Source organism: Sphingobacterium sp. GQ94 (assembly GCF_059758715.1).
This window is the reverse complement of the sequence record NZ_JCAXEC010000004.1, coordinates 205679-229968: the sequence shown is the minus strand read 5'-3', so window position 1 is coordinate 229968 and position 24290 is coordinate 205679. Positions and strand designations below refer to the sequence as shown.

Below are 24290 nucleotides of genomic sequence, written 5' to 3'. Positions count from 1 at the left end.
GACCATCGGGTAAATGAATGCTAATTATTCTGCATGAACAGAATTTCATCGGTTTGAATTTGTTATTTTTGTTTTAAATTATTGCACCAATATATATGGAATTAACACAAGGTTTTGCTGGCTATGAAATTACAAAAGCTACTGCTGATCAGGCCGAAGAAATTTGGAAGGTACTTCAACAAGCCATACTTAAACGTAAGAATGAAGGGAGCAATCAATGGCAAGATGGATACCCTAACCTAGAGATCGTTAACGATGATATTCAAAATGGATCTGCTTATGTAGTGCTCAATGAAAACAAAGAATTGGTTGCTTATTTTTCTTTGGTTTTTGGTATTGAGAAGGAATATCAAGAGATCATTGGCGCCTGGAAAAGCAACCAGCCTTACGGAGTTATTCACCGCATTGTGGTAAATCAAAGCAAATCTAAAAAGGGACTTGCCACATGGATGATGACAAAGGTAGAGGCTATCTGTAAACAAAATGGATATTTTAGCTTAAGGGCTGACACCAACTATGATAATGCAGCTATGCTACGCGTTTTTGAGAAATTGGGGTATTTGTATTGTGGCAAAGTATACTTCAGGGGAGGGGAAAGACAGGCCTATGAAAAGGTGCTGTAACCTTTTTTCACCTGAAGAAATGAGATGCACATAAGAAGGGTCCCAGTCAATCAACCTAAATGTCAATTACCTTGGTATTTTGCCTACCCTGAGCATGATTTTCCAACTTACATTTTTAGTATCATCGGGCCGAGTCCAATGTGTTTCTAAATCCTTTTGCAGCTGAGCAATGGGATTGATTTGTTCGTGTTTGATATACTGCTGGGTTGCGGACCAGGTGAGTAGATGACCCAAAAGATCCTGAAGTTTAAAGCGCTTGTAAATGTAGAATTCAGGAGGTTCAATTTCCTTGAAAGGAAAGGGTACAGTAGTGTAACCTTGTTGAATGAGTTTAATTTCTTTTTGCCAATATTCTCCGACAATTTTATCGTGAAAATGTTGGGTTATTTTATCAATTTCTGGATTTATTTTTGGAACCCCATAGGCCCAAATAGCAATTATACCATCAGCTTTCATCACTCTTTTGGCCTGGCTATAAAAGGCATCAAAATCAAACCAATGTACCGCTTGAGCTACCGTAATGAGATTTACGGAATGATTTTCTAATGAGGTTTCTTCCGCTTTTTCTACCTTATAGATCACCCGTTCATGTTCAAAGGCATTTTCAATTTGAGCCTCGCTAGGATCGGTGGCAAACACCTGATCATAAAAATCAGCCAAATGAATAGCCGATTGTCCATTACCAGTTCCGCAATCCCAAGCTAATCCATGCTCATTGGTTAGACTATGCAGATAGTCATATAATTCATGCGGATAGGAAAGTCTAAATTTTGCATAAATAGAGGCTTGTCCAGAAAAATTATCGCTAAATGTGGTCATATTTAATCCTATAATTACGCCATTTATTGATTTAAATATACGAACTAATAGGCTAAGAAAAAAGAGTATTCACTTTCTAATTAATCAAATGCATGATTAGATTTTAAACGAAAAATGAATAGGAAGCAGGATTTTATGGGGTAGTTAAGGGTTGTAAACTATTTGCATTTAAGAAAATATATGCCTGTAAAGTGCTTTATTTGAATTATTTAACTTTTTAAGTGCTTAATGTTTTAGTAACAGTACACTAAGGTTTGGTCGATTCTACGTATTTTTTGAATTTATCGAGTACAGATTGACAAAATTCTTCTTGAAGCTCTATGGCGGTATTAGCTTCAGGTTGAAATTTTTCAAGAACTTCAACTTGATTCTCATTTTTCTGAAAACTAATAATGGATTTTCTACCATCTGCCTGCAAGCTTTCGATTCGCTTTTGAAAATCAACCGCAGTATATTCTCCTTTGAAATTGAATCCTTGTTCACCATGTATGGATTCCATTCTAAAATCAAACCTTCCTCCTTTCACGGGATTATTCTCTGCCTTTGGACAATGCCAATCAGAAAATGGGACATTCCATTTTTTGATATCATCCGGATTAACCCAAGCATTCCAAACGGTTTCTAAATCACTATTTATTGCTACGGAAACACTTAAATAATCCTTCATAATTAGCTACATTAAATTCAAACGAATCTAAGAATACTTCCACTTAAGTTCCTTGTCATACGGCAAGAAATCTTTTATTTTTTTCAGATCCCTTTTTCGAAAGAGAAATACCTGTAAGTTGGGTTTATTTAATCGAGATTGTTGCTTTAAGTTTCTTTCGATGCCGTAGGTCTTGGAAAAAATAGTTAATAATAGTATGACAATACCAACTCAAAGCCCTAACATTGTAGTGTTGTTCACTCTTGTGATGGTGAATAACTAAAACATGAAAGGTATTTGCTTTTACCTCCCGGGAGCAGATACTGATTAAGGTATATAATTATAAACATAACCAGTAAACTTTTATGCAATTAACGCAGTTAACATCTGAGCATCAGATTTTTCGTGAAAGTCTAAAATCGTTTATCCAAAAAGAAATTCTTCCGCATATTGATCTTTGGGAAAAACAAGGGAAAATCGACAAATTCATCTGGAAAAAAATGGGTGATATGGGGTATATGGGCTTGTATTATCCCGAAAAATATGGTGGACAGGGAGTTGATTTTTTTTATTCTTTAATTTTATGTGAGGAATTATCCCATTGCTTTTCGGGTGGATTTGCTATATCCGCAATGGTTATTCAATACATGTCCGCTCCTTATCTTTTAAAACATGCAAGTGAGGAAATAAAGGATAAATATTTACGCAAAGTTATCGCTGGAGAAATGGTCAGTTCTGTAGCCATCACTGAACCTGGAGCTGGTTCGGATGTCCAAAGAATTACAACAACGGCCGTTCTGCAGGGTGATGAATATATTGTCTCTGGCTCGAAGACCTTTATTACCAATGGGGTCTACGGAGATTTTTTTATTACAGCAGTAAAAACAGATCCCAATGCCAGAAGCAAAGGGATTAGCCTGTTGTTAATAGACCGGCATGCTGATGGGGTGAGTGCACATAAAATTGAGAAAATGGGTTGGCATGCCTCGGATACTGCCGAACTCAAATTCGATCAGGTTCGAGTACCCAAATCCCAACTGATTGGCGCCGAAGGATCGGGTTTCAAATACCTCATGGGCGGTCTACAACTTGAACGATTAATTGCTGCCATTCATTCTCTAGCAACAGCTGTTTCGGCTATTGATTATACCTTAAAGTATTTATCTCAACGGAATGCCTTTAATAAACCTTTGAAAGATTTTCAAGTGATTCGTCATAGAATGGCTCAATTAATGGCGGATATTACCGCGTTAAGGGCCTTTATTTACGATTGTTGTGATATGCAGAATCGTGGTTTATATGCCGTAAAGGAATGTTCCATTGCAAAATTGCAAGCCAGTGAATTGGCGAAAAAAGTTGTCGATGCATGTTTCCAATTTTTTGGAGGGTACGGTTTTACTGAAGATTTCAAAATAGCTAGATTATATCGAGACGTCAGAGTCGGAACCATCATCGGTGGAACTTCAGAGATCATGCTCGAAATATTAGCTAAATTATTTATTGATAATGTAGAGTACGATAATAGCTAAAGAAATTTTAAGAGCGATGAGTGTATCTGATAATGTATCGATTAAGGAACTAAAAGCTGGAGTTTTTGAGCTCATGATAATTAGTCCTACAGAAAATCCAGTGGTTTTTGACCTAGACTATTTTAAGCGTTGCGTACAAATCTCCCTGGATATTTTAAGGGAAGCTGAATGCTACGCTCTGATTATTCGCTTGCAAGGGCCACATACCCCAATGCCTATCAAGGACCTTTTTGAAACAAGCCAATTCAACGAATCCTTCAAAGAAGAGCTGCATGAAATTAATGCACTGATCCTTGAATTTAAGGAAGTCAAGAAACCCATTCTTGGAATAACCGATGATATTTGTCTTTCACAAGCATTTTCCTTTCTATTGTTGTGTGATTATCGTTTTGCCGTAGCAGACAAAGTTAAATTGGGATTTCCCGAGGGTGAGTTTGGCCTATTTCCGGGACTAGGAAGTACCTTAATGCTTCAAAGGATCCTTGGAAGTCAAAAAGCATTTAATCTGTTCGTTCAAGGTAAAGTGATTTCTTGTGAAAAGGCCTTGGACATTGGGATCGTTGATAAGCATTTCAGTAATCATCATCAGGCAACTCAGGCTGCAGAAAAAATTTTACTAAGCCAAAAAAAGGATAAAGTGATCTCCCAGGCAGATATCGATCTGGAATCGCATAGGGAAGAAGAATTACAAACTATTGAAAAGAAAATAAACCCAGCTTATCCAGGGATTGGTTTTTATTATTTAATATTTAAACACAGCAGCTCTAAAACACTGAAAGAAATTTTGAATATGGAGCACATGGCAATGATTTATGTCCTGGAATCAACCACTGTGAAAGCTGTCGTTAGGTCCTTATATTATGGCGTAAAACAAGCAAAGTCGTTAGGGAGTAGCTCCGAGCAGAAACCGTATGAAACCAATAAAATTGCCATCATAGGCGCTGGAATGATGGGTTCTGGAATTGCTTATGTAGCGGCAAAGGCTGGAATAGAGGTCGTTTTGAAGGATGTAAAACTCAAAACGGCCGAATATGGAAAAACTATTGTGCACAAATTGGCCAGTAAGGCAGTAGCCTCTGAGCAGATGAAGGAAGAACAAAAGGAACAGCTCCTCTCTAAAATTACACCTTCAGATCAAATAGGGCCGCAGGCAACCTACGATTTGATTATCGAGGCTGTATTTGAGGACAAGGAGCTAAAAGCGAAAGTCATCGATCAAACTATTCCTTTTTTAAAATTGGAAGGGTTTTATGCTTCCAATACAACATCACTTCCAATCGCTGAGCTAAGCATAAAAACTCCAGATCCAAGCCGGTTTATTGGTCTTCATTTTTTCTCTCCGGTGGATCGGATGCCTTTGGTAGAAATCATTGTGGGACAGCAAACCAGCTCACAAACCCTAAGCAAAGCTTTACAATTTGTGCATAAACTAGCCAAGGTGCCTATAGTTGTCAATGATGGGCCAGCTTTTTTCACTTCAAGAATATTCTTTAATTATCTTTTGGAGGGCATCAGTATGGTATTGCAAGGGATACCCACCGAGCTCACTGAGCAAGCAGCAAAAAATGCAGGATTTGCAGTTGGTCCGCTTGCCGTATTGGATGAGATTAGCCTGGAACTAATGGCACATGTCTACAAACAACTTCCCAAACTTACGGATGCTCAAATCCGCGCTTCCCAGTATTTAGAAAAATTAATACAACAAGGAAGAAAAGGGCGAAAATCAGGAAAGGGGTTTTACGATTATTCAGAGCAACAAGAAAAGGTGTACTGGAAGGATCCTGATATACCTACATTAAAACATTTGCCTGCTAGGGAGAATTTGGAGAAGCGCTTGTTGAATGTAGTGGCTTTGGATAGCTACCGCTGCTTAAAGGAAGGAATTTTAATTAGGCCAATTGATGGCGACATAGGTTCAATTTTGGGAATTGGGTTTCCTAGATTTACCGGGGGCGTGTTTAGTTACATGGATCAAGTTGGCTTATCTCAGTTTGTCTTGGACTGTCAGCAGTGTGATGATTTGGGAGAACAGTGGGAGATTCCTAATTCATTGCGAGAGCTTGCCAAAAGTAATTTTAGTTTTTTCACGGATTTTAAGACCAATTGGGCAGAATAATTTTTCATTGGCTTGGAGCGTATTTTCGTTATTTATACGCAAAAGGCCTTAGAGAACTAATCGCTAAGGCCCATTCGAGTACTATTTATGCATTAGACCATTAGATCTGTAAACTGATGAACATCGAGTTTGATGAACTCTTGGTAGTCTAAGCTGTTTTCCAAAATTTGTTTTTGTTGTTTTTCAGAGAAAACACGAGCTAGATTTATTTTGTACTTTTCAATTAATTTAGGGATTCCTTCTTCTCTACGGCGCTTATGACCTATAGGATATTCTACCACTTCTTCTGAAAGGATTGTTCCATCGTTCAATTCAATACGTAAAGCATTGGCAATAGATCTTTTTTGGGGGTCATGGTAATCTTTAGTGAATTCAGGATCTTCAAAGCAAGTGATCTTTGCCCTCAATTCATCAATTCTAGGATCTTTTGCGATTTGATCTTCATAATCTGCTGCGGTTAAGCGGCCAAAGATGATTGGAATAGCAACCATATACTGAATGGCATGATCCCTATCCGCCGGATTATGCAATGGGCCTTGCTTATCAATGATTCGAATAGCGGCCTGATGAGTTCTTATTTTTATGGAACGAATATCTTCAGAAGTTTTCCCCATTTCTTTGAGTTTTTGATGAAGACTCATCGCAGCCTCAGCTGCAGTTTGCGCATGGAATTCAGCAGGGAAGGAGATCTTAAATAGAATGTTTTCCATTACATAGCTCCCATAGCCGCGTTGAAATTTAAATTCCTCACCTTTAAAAGAAACCTGGTAAAAACCCCAAATCGGTGCAGTCAATACGGAAGGATAACCCATTTCTCCTTTTTGAGCCATCAAAGCTAATCGAACTGCTCTGGAGGTGGCGTCACCTGCTGCCCAAGATTTACGGCTTCCTGTGTTTGGTGAATGGCGGTAGGTCCGAAGAGACTGTCCATCTACAAAGGCCAAGGATATGGCATTGATCAATTCATCTCGGCTGAGTCCCAAAAGTTTTCCAACAACGGCCGTCGAAGCTATCTTAACAAGGATGACGTGGTCTAAGCCAACTTTGTTAAAGGAATTCTCCAGTGCCAAAACGCCCTGTATTTCGTGGGCCATGACCATTGATTCTAAAATAACACTCGTTTTTAAGGGCGGAAGGTTTTGGGCAATATTGTTTCTGCTGATCCAATCGGCAACAGCGAGGATTCCCCCTAGATTATCCGAAGGATGTCCCCATTCTGCTGCTAGCCATGTATCGTTAAAATCAAGCCAACGAATCATTGCCCCAATATTAAAGGCCGCCTGAATGGGATCTAATTGATAAGGTGTGCCTGGAACTTTTGCCCCATGTGGTACGATCGTTCCTGGAACAATTGGTCCAAGTAATTTGGTGCAGGCTGGATAACTTAATGCCTCAAAGCCACACCCTAAAGTGTCTAATAGGCAATAATGAGCAGTCTTTAAGGCTAAATCACTTTCGACTTTATAGTTTAATACATAATCAGCAATATCGACCAGAACCTGGTCAGCTTGGGGTCTGTTATTTGATATAGGAGTTGACATTTTTTGTTTAATGCGTTTTAATTTTTTGATTTAGTTTCTATGATCCATCTCGATGAAATCCCTAGGTTCAGGTCCTGTATAATTGGCACTCGGCCTGATGATCTTGCCGTCTTGCCTTTGCTCAATAATATGCGCTCCCCATCCAGAAATACGAGACATTACAAACAAGGGGGTAAACATAGCGGTTGGAATGCCCATCAAATGGTAGGCTACAGCAGAAAACCAGTCTAGGTTTGGAAACATTTTCTTTTGTTCCCACATGACGGACTCGATTCGCTCGGCAACCTCAAATAAGGTCATATCACCAGATTCCTCAGATAATTTTTTTGCAATTTTTTTGATCACTTGATTTCTAGGATCAGAAATGGTGTACACAGGGTGTCCAAATCCAATAATTACCTCTTTGTTAGCTAGTCGATTTAGAATGTCCTTTTCAGCTTCATGGGCACTGCCATAGCGTTTCTGAATGTCAAAAGCAACCTCATTAGCTCCCCCGTGTTTTGGTCCGCGTAGAGCGCCAATTGCCCCTGCGATACTGGAATATACATCCGATCCTGTGCCTGCAATTACCCTAGCGGTAAAAGTGGACGCATTAAACTCATGCTCAGCATACAGGTTCAGTGATACTTGCATGGCCTGAACCCAAGAATCCTTTGGACTTTGTGCATGGAGTAAATTTAAGAAATGGCCGCCTAGGGTTTTATCATTGGTTTCTACATCAATGATTTTTTGATGATGGCTATACTGATACCAGAATAATAGGGCAGAACCCATACTGGCCATTAAACGGTCTATAATTTCTCTGGACTTCTGTTCATCTTGGTTTTGACTCTCAGGTTCTAAAGTTCCAAGTAAAGAAACAGAAGTTCGAAGGACATCCATTGGATGTGCTGAGGATGGAATCAGTTTGAGAGCTTCTTTTAAGGTGTCTGGTAATCCCCTATGGCCGGTTAAAAACTGTTGATAGCCCTCCAGCTCATGTTGATTAGGAAGCTTTTCATGTATCAGTAAATAGGCCACCTCTTCAAAGCTTGCCTTTTGGGCTATATCAAGAATATCATATCCTCTGTAATGTAAATCATTCCCACTTTTTCCAACCGTACACAGACTTGTGTTTCCTGCAATAACGCCCGATAGGGCTACACTTTTCTTTGGTTTAAAAATATTTCCACTGGCATCTGTCATATCATTTCTTTTTGAATAAGTGATCTAATTGATTTTCATAACGGTAGTAATCTATACTTTGATATAGCTCTTCCCTGGTCTGCATGGATTCCAGGACATTTCTTTGCGTACCATCTTCTCGTAGATGCTGATACACATTTAGAGCCGCTTTATTTGCCGCCCTGAAGGCAGAAAGTGGGTACAATACCATGGCAACCTGAGCTTGTCTTAATTGGTCTAAATCAAATAACGGAGTTTGTCCAAACTCAGTGATATTCGCCAAGATTGGGAGGCCTGTTTGTTTATGGAAGCTTCTATAATCTTCCAGGTTTTTGACTGCCTCTGCAAAGATGAAGTCGGCACCAGCCTCGCTATAGGCTACCGCTCGCTCGATGGCCTTATCCAATCCCTCGGAATCGATCGCATCCGTGCGGGCTCCAATCATAAAATTAGGGTCCTCTCTAGCATCAACAGCTGCTCGAATTCGGTCGACCATTTCCGAGCAGGAAACTAACTCCTTGCCTGGCCGGTGGCCACAACGTTTCGCGCCAACCTGGTCTTCCAGGTGAACTCCAGCTGCTCCAGCCTTTTCTAAAGACCGAATGGTTCTTGCTATGTTAAAAGCAGAGGGCCCAAAGCCTGTATCGATGTCTACCAACAAGGGGAGAGTACAAATATTTGTGATCCGTTCGACATCAATTAAAACATCTTGCAGATTGGTGATGCCTAAATCTGGAATTCCTAATGATCCGGCTGCAACACCGCCTCCAGATAAATAAATAGCTTTAAAACCAGCCTGTTCTGCTAATAGAGCATTATTGGCATTGATGGCACCCACGATTTGCAGTGGTGATTCAGATTGAATTGCCTGTCTTAATTTTTTTCCTGATGAGTCTTTCATGAAAAGTATCGGAATTTAATTTTATAAAACTGATTATTGACCTTCGAGTTTTTGTAAAGCCATTACAAAAAAAATTCTAGGTATTCCTAAAGGTAATAAAATTAGATGAGGAATGCGCTGGTGATTGGCTGAGAAAAACCACAGATAATTTTTGGTCATTCTGAATGAAATACAATACACATCTCAAGTAAATTGAGCAATCTGGACTACTGCTGAAAGACCATAACCCAGGTTTTTAGCCATTCAAAAAATGGGAAATACAATAGGGAAGGGATCGGGGCGGCTATATAGGAAACATATGCTTTGAGAAAGCGCGAAAAAAAAATAGGTGCCAATTACTTGACACCTATTAAAAGACTATTAATAGCCTGGGTTTTGAACCAATCCAGGTTCTACCCTTAGACTGTTTTCGTGAAACGGCCAAAGGTAATTGTTTGGTTTAAAGGATCTATCTTCAATCTTAAGAGTTTGAAGTTTACCATTAACTAACCTTGTATGACCTAAAGCAGGTTGGTTTAAGACCTTTTCTGCAATTTTCCAACGAATGATGTCATCGTAACGAACGCCTTCACCAGCTAGTTCAATTCTTCGTTCATTTCTGATGAGTTCGATCCATTCTTGTTGTGTTTTACTCCCTAATTTAACATCAGCCTCACTCATGTCTAATCCGGCTCTTTGGCGGATTTGATTGATTGAAGTCTTTGTTAAATCATCGACCTTATTCAACATAATTTGGGCCTCAGCATAGGTTAATAAAACTTCTGCATATCTTAAAATAGGGAAATTCATATTCCCTCCAGACTTAAAGGCATCGGTTTCATCCACAAATTTTTTGAACCAATATCCAGATTTACTAGCACGTTGCTTTTCAAAATACATTAAGCTATTGGGATCGTACACATCGATAAGGTCTCCATAGAATTTATCACCATGTCCAAAAATACTTGCCGCATAGCGGGGATCCCTGTTTAATTTTGGATTTAATTCATATTCCTGTTTCTCGTGTAAAGGACAATCTTCGATAGATTTACCTTGAAGAGTCCAGTAGGTGTCCACCAAAGATTTCGTAGGCACAACAAAAGATTCACCCTTACCTGTTCTGTATTGAGGCGCTAAATCTCTAAAAGAGTTGGTTTCCGAGTTACCATGACTTTCCATGTTAAATTTAATGATAAACTCTTTATTGGTTTTATCCGCTTTATAATTAAAAAGGTCACCATATTTATCATGCAATTGGAACTTTCCACTGTCCATTATTTCTTTGGCCAGTTTGGCAGCCAATTCGTAACGTTCATTGTATAAAGCATAGCGCATAATCAGCGCTTTGAAGGAATACTTGTTGAACATATAGGAATCTGAAGTATATTCATCTTCGGACAACCTATCGGCTATCTCCTGGGCTAAAGGGAAAATAATATCTAAAATTTCCTCCTTGGGTTTTGCTGGCTGAATTGCAGATTCCAAGTCTGCTGGTTCCAGGTGAAAGGGAACATTTCCCCAGTGAGAGGTTAATTTAAAATAATGCCAAACACGCAAGGCCTCTAAGATACTTTTGAATTTTGTTCTCACAGCCTCATCTTCTACGTAGGGAACATCGGTATTTGCAATAAACGTATTTAAACGACCCAAATGCTTCATTTGCAATTCATAGTAATGAAGGAAGGTGTTGGTATTGGCATTAAAATTACCATTGGCTATGCGCTGTTGATGATCATCTTCATTTCTGCTGTATGCATTATCTGATTTACCGTCTTGAATGTAAAATAATAAACTTCTAGAAGAAGGGGATGTAAATACATCCAGATAACTACTATAGACCACTCTCCTTAAGTCTTCCTCTGTATTGAAAAATTCGACAAAAGAGGTTGCTGTTGGATCGTTTTTGTCTAAAAACTTTTCGCAACTTGATAACGAAAGGCTTGCTAATAGACTAAAATATAGAACTGTTTTTTTCATGATTTTTGAATTTGAGATTAGTTAATCGTAGCTCTGATACCAAAACTATAGGTAGCCATACGAGGATAGCCTCCATTTCCGCTATTTCTATCAGGTTCTACACCTTCATTTCCGCCATTTCTTTCAGGTTCTAGACCTTCCCATTTCGTGAATGTAATAGCATCTTGGGCATTAACATACAAACGTATGTTTCTGAAAGCATTTCCAATTTTAGGTAGCGTGTACCCTAATTGTAACATCTTAATTCGAAAGTAAGAGGCATCGCTTAACCAAACATCACTTAAATTGGCATTCGTACTTGCGCCTGTCCACACCCTTGGAAATCTGCTGTTTGGATTCTCTGGAGTCCATCTGTTATCTGCATAACTTTGAAGAGGAGATCCCAAATCGTTGGTTGCATTATCTACATAAATTGGGTACCCTTCTTGTCCTGCCAATCTTCCAGTTCGTCTTCCGACTCCTTGACCTAAAGCTGCAAAATCCCATTTTTTATATTTTAAATTTAAATTAATGGCGTAATTTAAATGCGGGAAAGGATCACCTAAATTCACGCGGTCTTGATCATTGATAATACCATCTCCATTTTGATCTTTGTATCTGATATCTCCAGGAACTGTATTTGGTAGGCTAGCCTGAGCATTATCTACTTCTTGTTGGTTTTGGAAATAACCATCGCTCTGATATCCGTAAAAGTTATCAATTGCAATTCCATTATACCAAATTTTATCGTTGTTATCCTTGAAAATAAGGGTGTCAGAACTACTATAACCAGCTTTTAATACCTCATTAGTGTTATCGAAAAACATTCCACCAACGGTATAATCCACTTGGCCAATTTTGTCTGACCAACTCGCTGAAAGTTCATACCCTTTGTTTTTTACCTCACCTATATTAATAGCAGAAGTCAAATAGTAGGAACCGGTCAAAGGAGGAACCGGGAAATTTGAATAGATTAAATCGTAAGAAAATTTATCGTAAACCTCAGCCGTGAAGCTTAAACGGTTTTCAAATGCGCTGATGTCAACCCCAACGTTCCATTGTTTTTGTTTTTCCCAAGAGAAATTTGGATTAGGAACGCGCATGGTCCAACCCCAAGTATTTACAATTTCTTGCCATAAATATGGATCAACATTTTCATTACCAATTAGTCCATACGAACCTCTTATTTTGAAATTGGTAATTAGATTGTTTTCTTTTAGAGCCGAAAAGAAGTTCTCGTTGTGCACATTCCAAGCGATGGCTGCCGATGGGAAGAATCCCCATTTTTTTCCTGGCGCAAATTTACTACTACCGTCAGATCTAGCGGTAACCTCCAATAAATACTTCTCATCAAAGGAATAATTTAGCTTACCAAAGAAGGAGGCCTTGTTCATCTCGCGGTAATCTGTGTAGGTCCAGTTCATCATCTCTGCACCAGCAGTCAGATAAATCTTATCTTTATTGTCGCGCAAATCCTTTGTGTAATTCATCAAAGCTCTTGCCGTCAACTGAGATTCACTAGCTCCTTGTTCAGCACCTACGTTATTATTCCAAATATCAGCAGGGGCTCCATTGGCATCATAAAATTTATGTGTGCGTCTTACCCATTTATTAGCTGATTTATTGATCATGTAGGATACATTACCCTCAATGTTTAGGTTTTCATTAATGTTATACCTAGGACGTAGATTGATTGTACTTCTATCGTTTACATAATTTTTTGTACCGCCATGCATGATTGAGGCTAATGGATTTCTGTTGTTGTGCAACATGAAATTATCTTTAGTCTGATCATCATAATATACGGGCTGAGTTGCATTCATACGCCAAGCAATTTGGTATAAGCCATTTCCATCATCATTGGCTAACAAGCGATTAACTTGTTGTCTATGGGCATAAAAATCAGCCAAAAGGACAAACTTATTGGCAATATTGACGTTGGTGTTAAAGCGAGCTGAGAATTTTTGAGAACCCTCAATGTCATTTAATCCATTTTCTTGCACATGTCCTAACATCAAATTGAAAGTACCCACACCCCCGCCACCAGAAACACTTGCTGTTTGATTTTGAGCATAAGCACGCTTGGTCATAATCTGATCCAACCAATTTATATTAGGTGTTTCTCCAGAAGTTGCTTTGTCAATATCTTCTTGAGAAAAGCTATTGGTTTGACCTTGAAGAGTTCTTGCCTCATTGTTAAGGCGCATATAATCTGCAGAATTTACGAATTCTGGAATATCGATTGGGTCATCAATGGCTAACCAGGTATTAATATCAACTTTAAATTGACCTGTAGTACCGCGTTCAGTTTCAATGATAATAACCCCGTTTGCTCCTCTGGAGCCATACATAGCTGTTGAAGCAGCGTCCTTTAGAACAGTTAGGCTTTTAATTTGGTTTGGATCTATATCCGATAAAGATTGTTCCATACCGTCTACAATTACTAAAGGGGCGGCATTCTGTAAAGTACTTACACCACGAATAGCAATATTGCCCATGTTTCCACCCGGTAAGGACCGGCTTTGTTGCATGGTCACACCAGGAATAGTTCCACTAAAAGCTTGCTCCATTTTTACAATTGGTCTGGTTTTCGTTTTTTCCATATCCATTTGAGAAACAGATGAGGCAAGGTGTTTTTTGTCCACAGATGAATATCCTAAAACAACGACTTCATCAATACCTTCATTTTTATCTGCTAGGATAACATGAAGATTGTTTTTTTCTTTAACTTCTAGTTCTTGATCTTCATAACCTATAGCTGAAAAAATTAGCGTATTGGATGATTTTGGGAGTTGAATTTCGAAATTACCTCCTGCATCGGAGGCAGTACCTAGATTTGTACCTTTAACAAGGACAGTTGCATTTACAACTGGGCGGTTCACATTGTCTTTAATGACTCCCGTAATTTGCCTATTTTGAGCTAAGGCAGCGGGACAAATAAAAACAATGAACAACATCAGACTTAAGACATTTTTCATGAATTGATTTTAATTTATTATAATTATTAGGTTTAGTGATTAATAATTATAGATTGTTTTTGATTATTTCAGGGCGAATTTACATTCTTTTGTTATTTTTTGTTAATAAAAGTTGATTAATTTTAATATTCTTGTTTTTTTATGTAATAAAATGGTTTTTAATATTCTTGTCTTCAGATTATTAGCTTATAAAATATTTAATTGTATCATATTTGTTATATTTTTTTACTGCAATTCATGTCATAAACCAACAACTACCAGTTAAAAACTGATATCTTAACCTTTTCATGTCTTTGTTTTGTTGAATTTTGTTGAATGTGGCTTCATTTTGTTGTAAATGACTGTTATTCAGCTTATAAATTATTATCTTCTGCTGAATTTTAGAAATATTTGAAGTCTAGGACCTGGTTTTATTAAATTTAAGATCGATTTACGGATCGATATGGATTCAATACAATTGTGGCATAGATCTAAATTTATGAATCCTCCCTTTAGTCAAAAGGGAAATAGGGAATGTTATTCACCACCAAGCAATCCAGATGGAGAATGTAGAAATGGTTGTTAAGCTAGCATCTAGGTCCTTTTTCCATGATATTGAATTGAACTTCACTTGATGAAACCAAGTGATCATAAAATAGAGGTTTTATTGCCGGCGGGGGATAAGCTTCCTTATAGATTCACCCTATAGCAAGGCGCCAGCAGTACAGATTGCATTACCCTAGGGAGTTCAATAACAAGAGTTAGCACAATACTAAATGATCCTAGTTAATGCCATAACACAGCCCAAGGGAGCCATGGGTACACTCACTCGAGTACAAAATTAATAACCCTCTCATGCGATAAATAGTATCGAAGAGTCTATAAGAGCATGTTAACTTAAGTGATAGCTTTGGTTCTTGAATTCCATGGAAGAATAAATAGCATATTTTTCTTTATTGAGTGGATAATCCCAACATCCCATTCTGCGGAAAATTTCTCCTCCAAATCCAGATTTAAATCGGTATAATCCATGCATAGGATGCGATGGATCTGCACCTGGTGAAACTCCGAAAAAATCATATTCTGTACAACCATTTTCTTTGGCGAGCTGCATAGCCCTCCACTGTAATGAATAGGTGGCCATGTAATTTCTGTTCTCCGTTGCCGAGGCGCCATAAAGATAGGTTCCGCGTTTTGCGCTCAAGACCAGAAACATAGCCGCCAGAGGTGTTTGGTCCACCTCGGCCACCAAAAGAAAGACCTTGGCAGGGGACAGCGTATCTGTTGCGCGCGCCGTTAAGACTATTTTAAAGTAAGAAATATCATGTAAAAAGAAATGATTTCTAGCTGCGGTTTGCCGGTATAACTCATACCAAATCGCTAAGCTTTCAAGGCCCAAAGATCTAATTTTTACTCCTTTCCTAGTAGATAAATTAATGTTATACCTCGTTTTTGGTTTCATGTTCGCTAGCAGCTTGTCATCTCCCTTTCTTAAATCCATAAAGATTGTGTTGGAGGGAAGAATGTCTGTGTTGGCTTTTCTTAGGTTCCAGTTCTGTGTATTGTAATTTAAGCGGATTTCTTGGATTCTTTTTTCTGGAACGCCAATCCAGTTTCCATGAATATCATAACAATCATCATCCTTAGCCCAATGGGATTCCCAAGAGAGATCATAGCGTATTAAGATGCAATTAGCGGGTAAATGGGAGCGTAGGCTCTCTGATAGTTGTTCTAAAAAATAGCCTTGATTTTCTTCTGAAGGTTCAATTTCAGGACCATAAGGTACATATGCGATGCAGTGATCTTTATCCAATCTTTGTACGATAATTAATATATCCCCAACAAAGAAACTCTCATCCTGAGTATGGGTAAATAAGTCCGATTTCCTAACGCTAAAATTAAAAGCTTTGGACTGGTACCCTTGTCGTTTTTTTACTTCCGACCAATAAGCGGTTTGTTGGATAATTGATGTCTTGTATATTTCTTTGTGGTCTTTGTCTACTAATTCTGCAATCATAATGAATCTTTCAGTTCCCAGGGACTACCTACTGAAAAAGCAAGCCAGGCTTGCTTTTTTTGAGTCCAAAACCGCAAAATTAATCAATATGTTTGTTTAGAGAGCATACGTTTGTCATATTCAAGTTAAACTTAAAAATCATCCTCAATGATTTCTGCGACTCTTCCCACCTGACCATCGGTAAGTCTAACTTTAATTCCACGAGAATGCATGGGAGATGAGGTAAGAATGTCTTTGACAATTCCTTCGGTTAAATTTCCACTGCGTTGATCTTTCTTGAGAATAATATTGACAAGTAAGCCAGCTTTGATATCTGCTCTATTGTTGGGGTTTGACATACCTTATACTTTTTTCAAAGGTAAAGTATTATTCATTATTTTGAAACCTGCGGGGAATATATCTCTAGATAACTTAACCAAAAGCAAAGTGTGCTTTCTGCACCTTGGTTCCTATTAGCCCCATATTCCTCGAGTCCGTCACAGCATCCTTTGGTTATAGGATCGTATAATTGTACTTTCTGGTCATTCTCGCCGAAAAACCACAAAAATGCTTGATGTTTTCTCTCTAAGTATAGTTCTAACCCGCTTTCAGTATACATCCTTTGATATAACATGAGAATGGAATAAACTTCAATGGGTTGTTGACCATATTCTCCAATTACCCCATCCTTTTTATACCACAATTCATTTCCTATAATGGATAACTGTTCTTTGCGAAACAAAATTTTATCCAAAAAAGAAAAAGCTTCGAGGGCAATATTTTTCATTTCATCACTTACAAAACACCTTGAGGCACCCAGTAAAGCGCAAGGAAGAATGGCGTTATCGTAGGCAATGATTTCCTCAAACCAATGCCAATCTTTTCTAGCACAACCTTGATATTGCTGGACCATAAATTCAGAAATTTTTTGGTATACTAATAACTTGGCTTTATTCTCTCGCAGGATTGGAAAATAGGCTTGAAAACCAAGCATGGTATAAGCGATAGCCCGTAAGGAGGTTAATGCTGATGCGTGCTCAAAAGCTTTATCAAACATTTCTTTGGCGATGGCATGGAATTCACCTAAATGTTTATTTTCTAGCAATACACCAAGCGCCCACATGGTCCGACCATAGCTATCCGGAGAGCCTCTTTTTTCAGGGTACTGGTAATCAAATGTGATAAAATTCATGAAGCTTCCATCATCCTGCTGCATGTAATACAGAAACGATAGGTAGGTGCTAATTAACACCCGTTGTTCTTGGGTTGGGGGTTGATTTACAGATTTTGTTAAAAGCAAAAGTGCCCGACAATTGTCATCTAAACAAAAGCCATGATGATAATTTGGTGTGCTAAATTTAGCATGTTGCACAATTCCAAAGGGAGTGGTGAGTTGTTTAACATGATGCAGATCAGCTTGGGGAATACGTAAAAGAATGGCATTAATTTTTTCACTTGTTGTTTTGGAATACATTGAGGTTATGAATTTGGATCGACCATGTTTTTGGTCCCTTTTGTTTTGCCTATATTTAGGCTGATTATCTTATTTTTCCATGTCAAATCTGTCAATTTTTGATTGGATGTATTCTCTAAGTATACTGTTTTAATTAGCTTGAGATGTTTTATCCCTAGAGTTCGCCAGGTCATGGTGCTTCCTAATTCAAGGGCGCTGCTCCTGTACTGTGCTAATTTCTGAGGATTATCCAATAACTCTTGAATGTTTTTGGCTAAAGATGAGGAATCTTTAAAATCAAATAAAATGCCACGACCATTTGACAACAAGTCTACTGCATACCAATATGGAGTTGATAAAATAGCGGCTCCAGCTCCCATGGCAAAAGCCAAGGTTCCACTGCTGACCTGATTTGCATTGGGGTATGGACTAATATACATATCGCAAGCACTCAGATAGGTTTGTAAAAGGTCATCTTGAGCAAATTGATTGATGAACACTACTTTTTGATTGGCTTCCAGTTTATCCACATGTCGGACTAAATCATTTCTGTAGCTCTCACCCTCTTGCTTAAAGACATTGGGATGGGTAGTGCCTAAGATGATGTAAATAAAATCTTTATTATTAACCATCGAGACAGCTTCTATCGCTGTTTCGTATCCTTTGTTCCTTCCTAAAAATCCAAAACTCAAAAGTATTTTTTTGGTACCTAAACCTAATTTCTGTTTTGCTTGAATCTGCGTTAATGGAAATTCCGGGACTCCATGTGGAATGTAGGCTATTTTAGTAGGGTTAATCTGATAGGTATGCTTTAAGATCTGAATAGCTTTCTTGGTCATCACCGTAATCTTGCTACTTTTCGCTGCCAAATGGAGTATATTTTTTCTTTGCTGCTCAGAAGGATTATCAAGAATGGTGTGAAGATTCGTAATAAGTGGAATGTTTAGGACTTCTACGAGCTCATTAATAAATCCGCCAGCATCCCCTGCAAATATTCCAAACTCATGTTGAATGATACAAAGGTCGTAGTTGTGATTAATCCAATGGGCGGCCTTGATATAATCGATTAATTTGGATTGATTAATTATTCGTTTTACTTCCAAGGGATAATGCGGCTCTAAACCATCCGAGATGGCCAAAATATCGAATGAATCCTTTGAGTTTTTAAGTAACGATTTGTAGAAATCATTTGTAAAGGTGGCTATTCCACATCTTTTTGGAACATATGTGCCAATAATTATAGTCTTCATTTTTTGATTAAACGTTTTGCAGAGATGTTCGTTGTTTTTGTACTTAAGTAACAGTTAAACTCGGAGATAGTTCTACTGTTCTGAAAATTTATACTATATTGTTAATCCATATCTCGCTAATCTAGCGTTTTTAAGTCCATAAAAATCTTTTAAAATCTAAACAATTATTTAAAATTTGTGTATTTCATAATATGGCCATCACATTAATCAGAAAAGATATATTTTTTCGCCCTTATCTGGATCGCGTATTAGCACGAAGGTTTGATTTGGGAGAGGAGAGATCAATAAAAATAATTAACCGCGTCTTATCACTTGATGATACTCAGCAGATCGATGTTTTGAATCAAATTTTGCGTAATTATGCAAAACGTCATCGCAGTGTAATCACGATCCTAGAGCGAAATTTCAGTTTTAAGGAGAATCTTCTTAAAAAAATGAATATTGATAAGTCAAATCTGACTGAGCGTACAAAATTAATTATTGGCGCTTATTTTACGATGGAATACTCCATTGAAGCTGCAGCCTTTTTTAATCCTTCTATCGTTCTTTCACCAGATCAAACGCAATTGGGTCCAAAGGAAAAGCGGTTGATTTTTAGTTTTAGGGCTGTTGGTGAGGGACATATTTCTTCCATTGTTTTTCGTTCGGCTATAATTGATGAAAACATGGAAATTAAGCTTGAAGAGATTGGTAATCTATTGGACAAGCCAAAGCATGTTAAGAGTCACCGGTATAAGAAAACGGAATTTATAGAAAAACTTCTTCAGTTGCATCAACCCAAAGAAGATGTGATTATCTTAGTTCAAGATAAACTCCAGGAATATTTCACCTATGATGAATTGAACCGATATGTAAAGGAAATCAAAACAGAAAATAAACTTGACCTTGATGGATTAATCCTCATGCAACAAATCATGTGGTTAGCCTCCTCCCATTATGAGGTTACCTATTCCTTGGATACCGCGATTTCCGAACGGGTGATTTTCCCGGTGAGTGATACGGAAAAAAATGGTATTGAAGATGCCCGGTTTGTCAGGTTTATCAGTAACGCTGGAAAAGTCATCTATTATGCAACCTATACAGCGTATGATGGGTTTTCCATTTTACCAAAATTATTATCGACCAAAAATTTTGTAAACTTTAAGATTCAACCCATAAATGGGAAGGTCATGAATAAAGGCTCCGCAATTTTTCCGAGGAAAATTAATGGTAAGTATGCCATGATTTGTCGAATAGATGGCGAGAATAATTTCATCACTTTTTCAGATCATATCCATAATTGGCAAGAGGAAATTATCTTACTAACTGAGCCAGAATTCCCTTGGGAATTTGTGCAGATGGGGAATTGTGGTTCTCCGATAGAAACAGATCGAGGATGGTTGGTTATTTTACATTCGGTTGGACCGATGCGGGAATATACATTGGGCGCTTTACTATTGGATCTTCATGATCCAACAATAGTTCTTGGAAAGCTCAAGGAACCGATGATGTACCCTACCCATGAAGAAAGGAATGGATATGTTCCAAATGTCGTTTATTCTTGTGGACAAATTATACATGAGGGCCATCTGATTATTCCATATGGATTTTCCGATCACGAATCGACTTATGCGACGATTCCACTGGAGGAATTATTGGAAGAGCTGTTGCCTTCAGAAAAGGAAAAACCTGTCTAAATAAAATGTCATTCAAAATTATCTCTATTCATTCTTTCCTTCATCTACCAGTAGATGAAAGAAAGAATGAGTGATTTTTGATACATTATCCCTAAATTTAATTGATTTATAAACCCCTAAGTTATGTTTGAAATTAAACGCATTGCCTTCTTTTATGTACTTATAGTTTGTTTCATGTTTTCTGCATCTGCACAAGTTTCTAAGAACACTCCCCAAGAAGTTAGCTTGAGTTCGGAAATAAAAAAACTGTCCGATGTATCAATTCTTCCGCTATACGAATCTGGAAGTATCGTCAAACAAGAATCCTCTTACGACCGTACTTTTGGAAATAATGATGGATTTGAAGGAACTCACTCTTTTTTGTACAAAGAGGATAATGGAGATTTGGTTTTATTTGATCAAAAAGGGAAGGGCGTTTTAGAGCGTATCTGGACGCCTACGCCGACTAATGATACCTTAGATTTTTATTTTGATCAGGAAAAGAAACCCAGTTTGTCAATACGATTTGCTGATTTATTCACGGGGAAAGTGTATCCTTTTATCCAGCCTATAGTTGGTCAAAAAGTAGGAGGGTACTACAGCTATTTACCCCTAGCTTACCAAAAGGGTTTGAAGATTGTCGCCCGCTCAGAAAAAATATTGTTTCATCAGTTTCAATATCGAGAATTACCGGACTCGGCAAAAGTAATCACGTTTACAAAAGACCTCTCAAAGCAGCAAGACGATGCGCTTAATAAAGCGGTGCAGGTTTGGAATTATGGGAATCATTCGGTGGCTAGTTTATATGGTGACGCCCACACTGTGATCGGAAAAACTTCTGCTTTAACACCGGGTGGTTCGATCACCTTAGCCGAAATTGATTCAGGTGGTAGGATATTAGGAATTGAGCTGGATGATGCTGATTTATTTCAGGGAAACCTGCGTGATATTGCCCTTAAGATTACCTGGGATAATGATTCCTTCCCTGCAGTATTTGCTCCCGTTGCAGAGTTTTTTGGCTATTCCTTTGGTAAAGAATCTATGCATAGTCTGCTGTTAGGCGTTAATAGAGGAAATAAGTTATATTCTTATTTCCCCATGCCTTTTGATCAGAAAGCAAAAATTGAGCTTGTATCTTTAAGCAAAGAACAATCAAGTGCTTCGCTTAAAATTCGATCGAAAATTATGTATAGCGACCAAAAAAGAGATCAAGGCAAAGAAGGAAAATTTTACGCTTATTGGAAACGAGAAGAACCTGCTTTGGGATCTTACTATGATCTTTTAAAAGTGACAGGAAAGGGGCATTATGTTGGAACCATCCTGCAATGCCAGGCGACTGATTTTATTAATTTTACCGAATTCTTTGAGGGGGATGATAGCACAAATGTCGACGGATTGATGACCGTTCATGGTACCGGTTCGGAAGATTACTTCAATGGTGGATGGTACGCACAACCAGCAGGTTGGGTAGAACCTATATCAGCTCAGTTACATGGCTGTCTTTATTATTCATTGCCTCAGGGTAGAACAGCAGCTTACCGCTTTTTTCTTTCCGATAAAATGCCCTTTAGTAAGGAGTTTTATCACGGCATCGAACACGGTCCGGTGAATAATAACCGGGCAGTAGATTATTCATCCATTGCTTTTTATTATGCCGAAAAGCCTTTGATTGAATCCACCGAACTAAGTCCGCAGAACATGAAATTCGAAGATCCAGATCAATACTCTTTTTACCCACGGCTAATGGATTATCTGACTTACCAAGGAGACATGACTAGGGAAGGATTTGATGGTAAGAGCGCTCGCATGAGCATAGATGTAGAAGATGTTCCTGTTGGAAAGTATGCTGTTTATGTAAGAAATGAAACACCCAAGCCCAAAAGCTTGCAGATTTCTGCCAATGCAAATCAGCTAGATAAAGCAAATAAAGAAAAACTGGGTAAAGAATTTTTATATCTAGGAGAAATTGTTGTTGATGAAAACAAAACCCCTTTGAACGTTAATTTTACTTCAGATCGGAAAGTTAACTTTAAGTTTGATGTTCTGGTATTATCAAAAACGAAATAATCTGGTAACAGGAAACGACTCTTTTGAAAGATAACTTCACTAGGATAATCATAAGCAGCCTCAATTGGATAATGAGCTATTCGATGATATAGTGAGATTGATGAAACTTAAATAGTCCGGATACTATTCATGATTAATTTTGCTGTGCTGCTCGGCAAGGGTCATGGGTTTGTTTGAGCTTATTGAATTGTTTTCTTTGAACAGTTCGAATGAAAATCAACTATCATTTAATCCCACTATTTCTTACCTTTGTCCTATGTCAAAAACAGGTTTGATTTCACAAGATACCATTATTGCTCTGGCCACATCACCAGGAGTAAACGGCGCTATTGCGGTTATTCGTTTGTCAGGAAATAATGCAATTGAATTGGTGAATGAGGTTTTTAAAGGGAAAGATTTAACTAAACAGGATTCACACACGGTACATTTTGGAACCTTAAGAGACCAAGAGAGTATTATAGATGAAGTATTGGTAACCATATTTATTGGGCCCAATTCGTATACGAAGGAAAATGTTGTGGAAATTTCTACCCATAATTCCAAATTTATAATTGAACGTGTAATTAATTTGTTCATCAAAAAAGGAGCGAGGGCGGCTCGTGCTGGTGAATTTACACTCCGCGCATTTATAAATGGAGGAATGGATCTTTCGCAAGCCGAAGCTGTAGCTGACTTGATAGCCTCAAACTCTGCTGCTTCTCATCAAATTGCCATGCAGCAAATGCGTGGTGGCTTTTCCAATCAGCTCAAAAAGCTTCGCGAAGACTTGGTGAATTTTGCCTCCCTAATAGAGCTTGAATTAGATTTTTCCGAGGAAGATGTGGAATTTGCAAACCGTGAACAATTAAAATCATTGATCCAACAAATCCTATCCGTAATCAATAAGCTGGTGCAGTCCTTTGAACAAGGCAACGTGTTAAAAAATGGAGTCCCAGTTGTGATAGCAGGAAAACCAAATGTAGGGAAATCTACACTGCTCAATGCTCTTTTAAATGAAGAACGTGCTATTGTTTCTGAAATTGCAGGAACAACAAGAGATACCATAGAAGATGAAATCAACATCAATGGAGTCACTTTCCGTTTCATCGATACCGCAGGTATTCGCTATACCGAAGATGTGGTAGAAGCAATTGGAGTAGAGCGTACGCGTGAGAAAATGAAACTGGCTCGTTTAATTATTTATTTATTCGATCCAATAAATGAAAATATAGCTGCTGTACAGGAGCAAATAAAAGAAGTTGAAATCCTAAATATTCCATTTGTAACGATCATCAACAAAAGTGATCTGATTGATGAAAAACAAAAACAAGAATTCGGAATTCTAAACCCAATATATATATCTGCTAAGCATCAAATAGGAATTGAAGAACTTAAAGATGAATTACTAAATCAAGTTAATCTATCAAACGTAAATACGAATGACGTGATGGTGACCAATATTCGTCATGTTGAAGCCTTGCAAAACACCCAAATGTCTTTAGAAAAAGTCTTGTATGGAATAGATAATCCTGTAACATCAGATTTCTTAGCCCTAGATATCCGCCAGGCTCTTCATTATCTTGGGGAAATCACCGGTACCGTAACTACTGATGATTTGTTGGAGAATATATTTAGTAAGTTTTGTATCGGGAAGTAAAT

The 24290-nt window shown here is 38.0% G+C and carries 17 protein-coding genes; 6 read left to right on the top strand and 11 right to left on the bottom strand.

Going from position 1 to position 24290, the window contains the following annotated elements; all coding sequences use genetic code 11:
• Positions 1-95: 95 nt before the first annotated feature.
• Complete coding sequence (locus AC6CHH_RS06100) at positions 96-623, top strand: GNAT family N-acetyltransferase (RefSeq protein WP_498280811.1); 528 nt, start codon at positions 96-98, stop codon at positions 621-623.
• Positions 624-689: 66 nt separating this feature from the next.
• Here the strand turns inward: AC6CHH_RS06100 and AC6CHH_RS06095 are convergent, their stop codons facing one another.
• Positions 690-1442 (bottom strand): class I SAM-dependent methyltransferase, encoded by a 753-nt coding sequence (locus AC6CHH_RS06095; RefSeq protein ID WP_498280809.1) that lies wholly within the window; start codon positions 1440-1442, stop codon positions 690-692.
• Positions 1443-1689: 247 nt separating this feature from the next.
• Positions 1690-2109 carry an SRPBCC domain-containing protein gene (locus AC6CHH_RS06090; RefSeq protein ID WP_498280807.1) on the bottom strand — a complete coding sequence of 140 codons (420 nt, stop codon included), beginning with the start codon at positions 2107-2109 and terminating at the stop codon, positions 1690-1692.
• Between the two features lie 344 nt (positions 2110-2453).
• On the opposite strand from AC6CHH_RS06090, the gene AC6CHH_RS06085 reads away from it, so the two are divergent.
• Together AC6CHH_RS06085 and AC6CHH_RS06080 are read left to right on the top strand one after the other, a co-directional pair.
• Entirely contained in the window at positions 2454-3617 is a 1164-nt protein-coding gene (locus AC6CHH_RS06085; protein WP_498280805.1) for an acyl-CoA dehydrogenase family protein, read from the top strand.
• Between the two features lie 16 nt (positions 3618-3633).
• The gene (locus tag AC6CHH_RS06080) at positions 3634-5733 is read left to right on the top strand and encodes a 3-hydroxyacyl-CoA dehydrogenase NAD-binding domain-containing protein (protein ID WP_498280803.1); all 2100 of its coding nucleotides are present in this window, start codon (positions 3634-3636) and stop codon (positions 5731-5733) included.
• A 92-nt stretch (positions 5734-5825) separates the two neighbouring features.
• On the opposite strand, the gene AC6CHH_RS06075 is transcribed toward AC6CHH_RS06080, so the two are convergent.
• The 9 genes from AC6CHH_RS06075 to AC6CHH_RS06035 form a co-directional block, all read right to left on the bottom strand.
• Positions 5826-7274: a bifunctional 2-methylcitrate dehydratase/aconitate hydratase gene (locus AC6CHH_RS06075; protein ID WP_498280801.1), complete on the bottom strand. Its 1449-nt coding sequence runs from the start codon at positions 7272-7274 to the stop codon at positions 5826-5828.
• 30 nt (positions 7275-7304) lie between these two features.
• Positions 7305-8459 (bottom strand): bifunctional 2-methylcitrate synthase/citrate synthase, encoded by a 1155-nt coding sequence (gene prpC / locus AC6CHH_RS06070; RefSeq protein WP_498280799.1) that lies wholly within the window; start codon positions 8457-8459, stop codon positions 7305-7307.
• Position 8460: 1 nt separating this feature from the next.
• A complete protein-coding gene (gene prpB, locus AC6CHH_RS06065) occupies positions 8461-9339 on the bottom strand; it encodes a methylisocitrate lyase (protein ID WP_498280797.1) in 879 nt (292 codons plus the stop codon).
• A gap of 360 nt (positions 9340-9699) precedes the next feature.
• The gene (locus tag AC6CHH_RS06060; RefSeq protein ID WP_498280795.1) at positions 9700-11295 is read right to left on the bottom strand and encodes a RagB/SusD family nutrient uptake outer membrane protein; all 1596 of its coding nucleotides are present in this window, start codon (positions 11293-11295) and stop codon (positions 9700-9702) included.
• Positions 11296-11312: 17 nt separating this feature from the next.
• Complete coding sequence (locus AC6CHH_RS06055; RefSeq protein WP_498280793.1) at positions 11313-14252, bottom strand: SusC/RagA family TonB-linked outer membrane protein; 2940 nt, start codon at positions 14250-14252, stop codon at positions 11313-11315.
• An 871-nt stretch (positions 14253-15123) separates the two neighbouring features.
• Positions 15124-16248 (bottom strand): lipid II:glycine glycyltransferase FemX, encoded by a 1125-nt coding sequence (locus tag AC6CHH_RS06050; protein WP_498280791.1) that lies wholly within the window; start codon positions 16246-16248, stop codon positions 15124-15126.
• A 131-nt stretch (positions 16249-16379) separates the two neighbouring features.
• Positions 16380-16586: a YwbE family protein gene (locus AC6CHH_RS06045; protein WP_498280789.1), complete on the bottom strand. Its 207-nt coding sequence runs from the start codon at positions 16584-16586 to the stop codon at positions 16380-16382.
• 35 nt (positions 16587-16621) lie between these two features.
• Positions 16622-17701 carry a hypothetical protein gene (locus AC6CHH_RS06040; protein ID WP_498280787.1) on the bottom strand — a complete coding sequence of 360 codons (1080 nt, stop codon included), beginning with the start codon at positions 17699-17701 and terminating at the stop codon, positions 16622-16624.
• 5 nt (positions 17702-17706) lie between these two features.
• Complete coding sequence (locus tag AC6CHH_RS06035; RefSeq protein WP_498280781.1) at positions 17707-18930, bottom strand: glycosyltransferase; 1224 nt, start codon at positions 18928-18930, stop codon at positions 17707-17709.
• A gap of 191 nt (positions 18931-19121) precedes the next feature.
• Between AC6CHH_RS06035 and AC6CHH_RS06030 the strand changes: the two genes are divergently transcribed.
• The 3 genes from AC6CHH_RS06030 (at position 19122) to mnmE (ending at position 24288) form a co-directional block, all read left to right on the top strand.
• On the top strand, positions 19122-20606 hold the full coding sequence (locus tag AC6CHH_RS06030; RefSeq protein ID WP_498280776.1) for a glycoside hydrolase family 130 protein: 1485 nt from the start codon (positions 19122-19124) through the stop codon (positions 20604-20606).
• A 123-nt stretch (positions 20607-20729) separates the two neighbouring features.
• The gene (locus AC6CHH_RS06025) at positions 20730-22652 is read left to right on the top strand and encodes a glycoside hydrolase family 172 protein (protein ID WP_498280772.1); all 1923 of its coding nucleotides are present in this window, start codon (positions 20730-20732) and stop codon (positions 22650-22652) included.
• A 256-nt stretch (positions 22653-22908) separates the two neighbouring features.
• Entirely contained in the window at positions 22909-24288 is a 1380-nt protein-coding gene (gene mnmE / locus AC6CHH_RS06020; protein ID WP_498280767.1) for a tRNA uridine-5-carboxymethylaminomethyl(34) synthesis GTPase MnmE, read from the top strand.
• Positions 24289-24290: the final 2 nt, after the last annotated feature.

Bases quoted from the DNA above. Each gene is read 5' to 3' on its own strand.
- AC6CHH_RS06100 (WP_498280811.1), top strand. From the start codon at position 96: ATGGAATTAACACAAGGTTTTGCTGGCTATGAAATTACAAAAGCTACT.
- AC6CHH_RS06095 (WP_498280809.1), bottom strand. From the start codon at position 1,442: ATGACCACATTTAGCGATAATTTTTCTGGACAAGCCTCTATTTATGCA.
- AC6CHH_RS06090 (WP_498280807.1), bottom strand. From the start codon at position 2,109: ATGAAGGATTATTTAAGTGTTTCCGTAGCAATAAATAGTGATTTAGAA.
- AC6CHH_RS06085 (WP_498280805.1), top strand. From the start codon at position 2,454: ATGCAATTAACGCAGTTAACATCTGAGCATCAGATTTTTCGTGAAAGT.
- AC6CHH_RS06080 (WP_498280803.1), top strand. From the start codon at position 3,634: ATGAGTGTATCTGATAATGTATCGATTAAGGAACTAAAAGCTGGAGTT.
- AC6CHH_RS06075 (WP_498280801.1), bottom strand. From the start codon at position 7,274: ATGTCAACTCCTATATCAAATAACAGACCCCAAGCTGACCAGGTTCTG.
- prpC (WP_498280799.1), bottom strand. From the start codon at position 8,459: ATGACAGATGCCAGTGGAAATATTTTTAAACCAAAGAAAAGTGTAGCC.
- prpB (WP_498280797.1), bottom strand. From the start codon at position 9,339: ATGAAAGACTCATCAGGAAAAAAATTAAGACAGGCAATTCAATCTGAA.
- AC6CHH_RS06060 (WP_498280795.1), bottom strand. From the start codon at position 11,295: ATGAAAAAAACAGTTCTATATTTTAGTCTATTAGCAAGCCTTTCGTTA.
- AC6CHH_RS06055 (WP_498280793.1), bottom strand. From the start codon at position 14,252: ATGAAAAATGTCTTAAGTCTGATGTTGTTCATTGTTTTTATTTGTCCC.
- AC6CHH_RS06050 (WP_498280791.1), bottom strand. From the start codon at position 16,248: ATGATTGCAGAATTAGTAGACAAAGACCACAAAGAAATATACAAGACA.
- AC6CHH_RS06045 (WP_498280789.1), bottom strand. From the start codon at position 16,586: ATGTCAAACCCCAACAATAGAGCAGATATCAAAGCTGGCTTACTTGTC.
- AC6CHH_RS06040 (WP_498280787.1), bottom strand. From the start codon at position 17,701: ATGTATTCCAAAACAACAAGTGAAAAAATTAATGCCATTCTTTTACGT.
- AC6CHH_RS06035 (WP_498280781.1), bottom strand. From the start codon at position 18,930: ATGAAGACTATAATTATTGGCACATATGTTCCAAAAAGATGTGGAATA.
- AC6CHH_RS06030 (WP_498280776.1), top strand. From the start codon at position 19,122: ATGGCCATCACATTAATCAGAAAAGATATATTTTTTCGCCCTTATCTG.
- AC6CHH_RS06025 (WP_498280772.1), top strand. From the start codon at position 20,730: ATGTTTGAAATTAAACGCATTGCCTTCTTTTATGTACTTATAGTTTGT.
- mnmE (WP_498280767.1), top strand. From the start codon at position 22,909: ATGTCAAAAACAGGTTTGATTTCACAAGATACCATTATTGCTCTGGCC.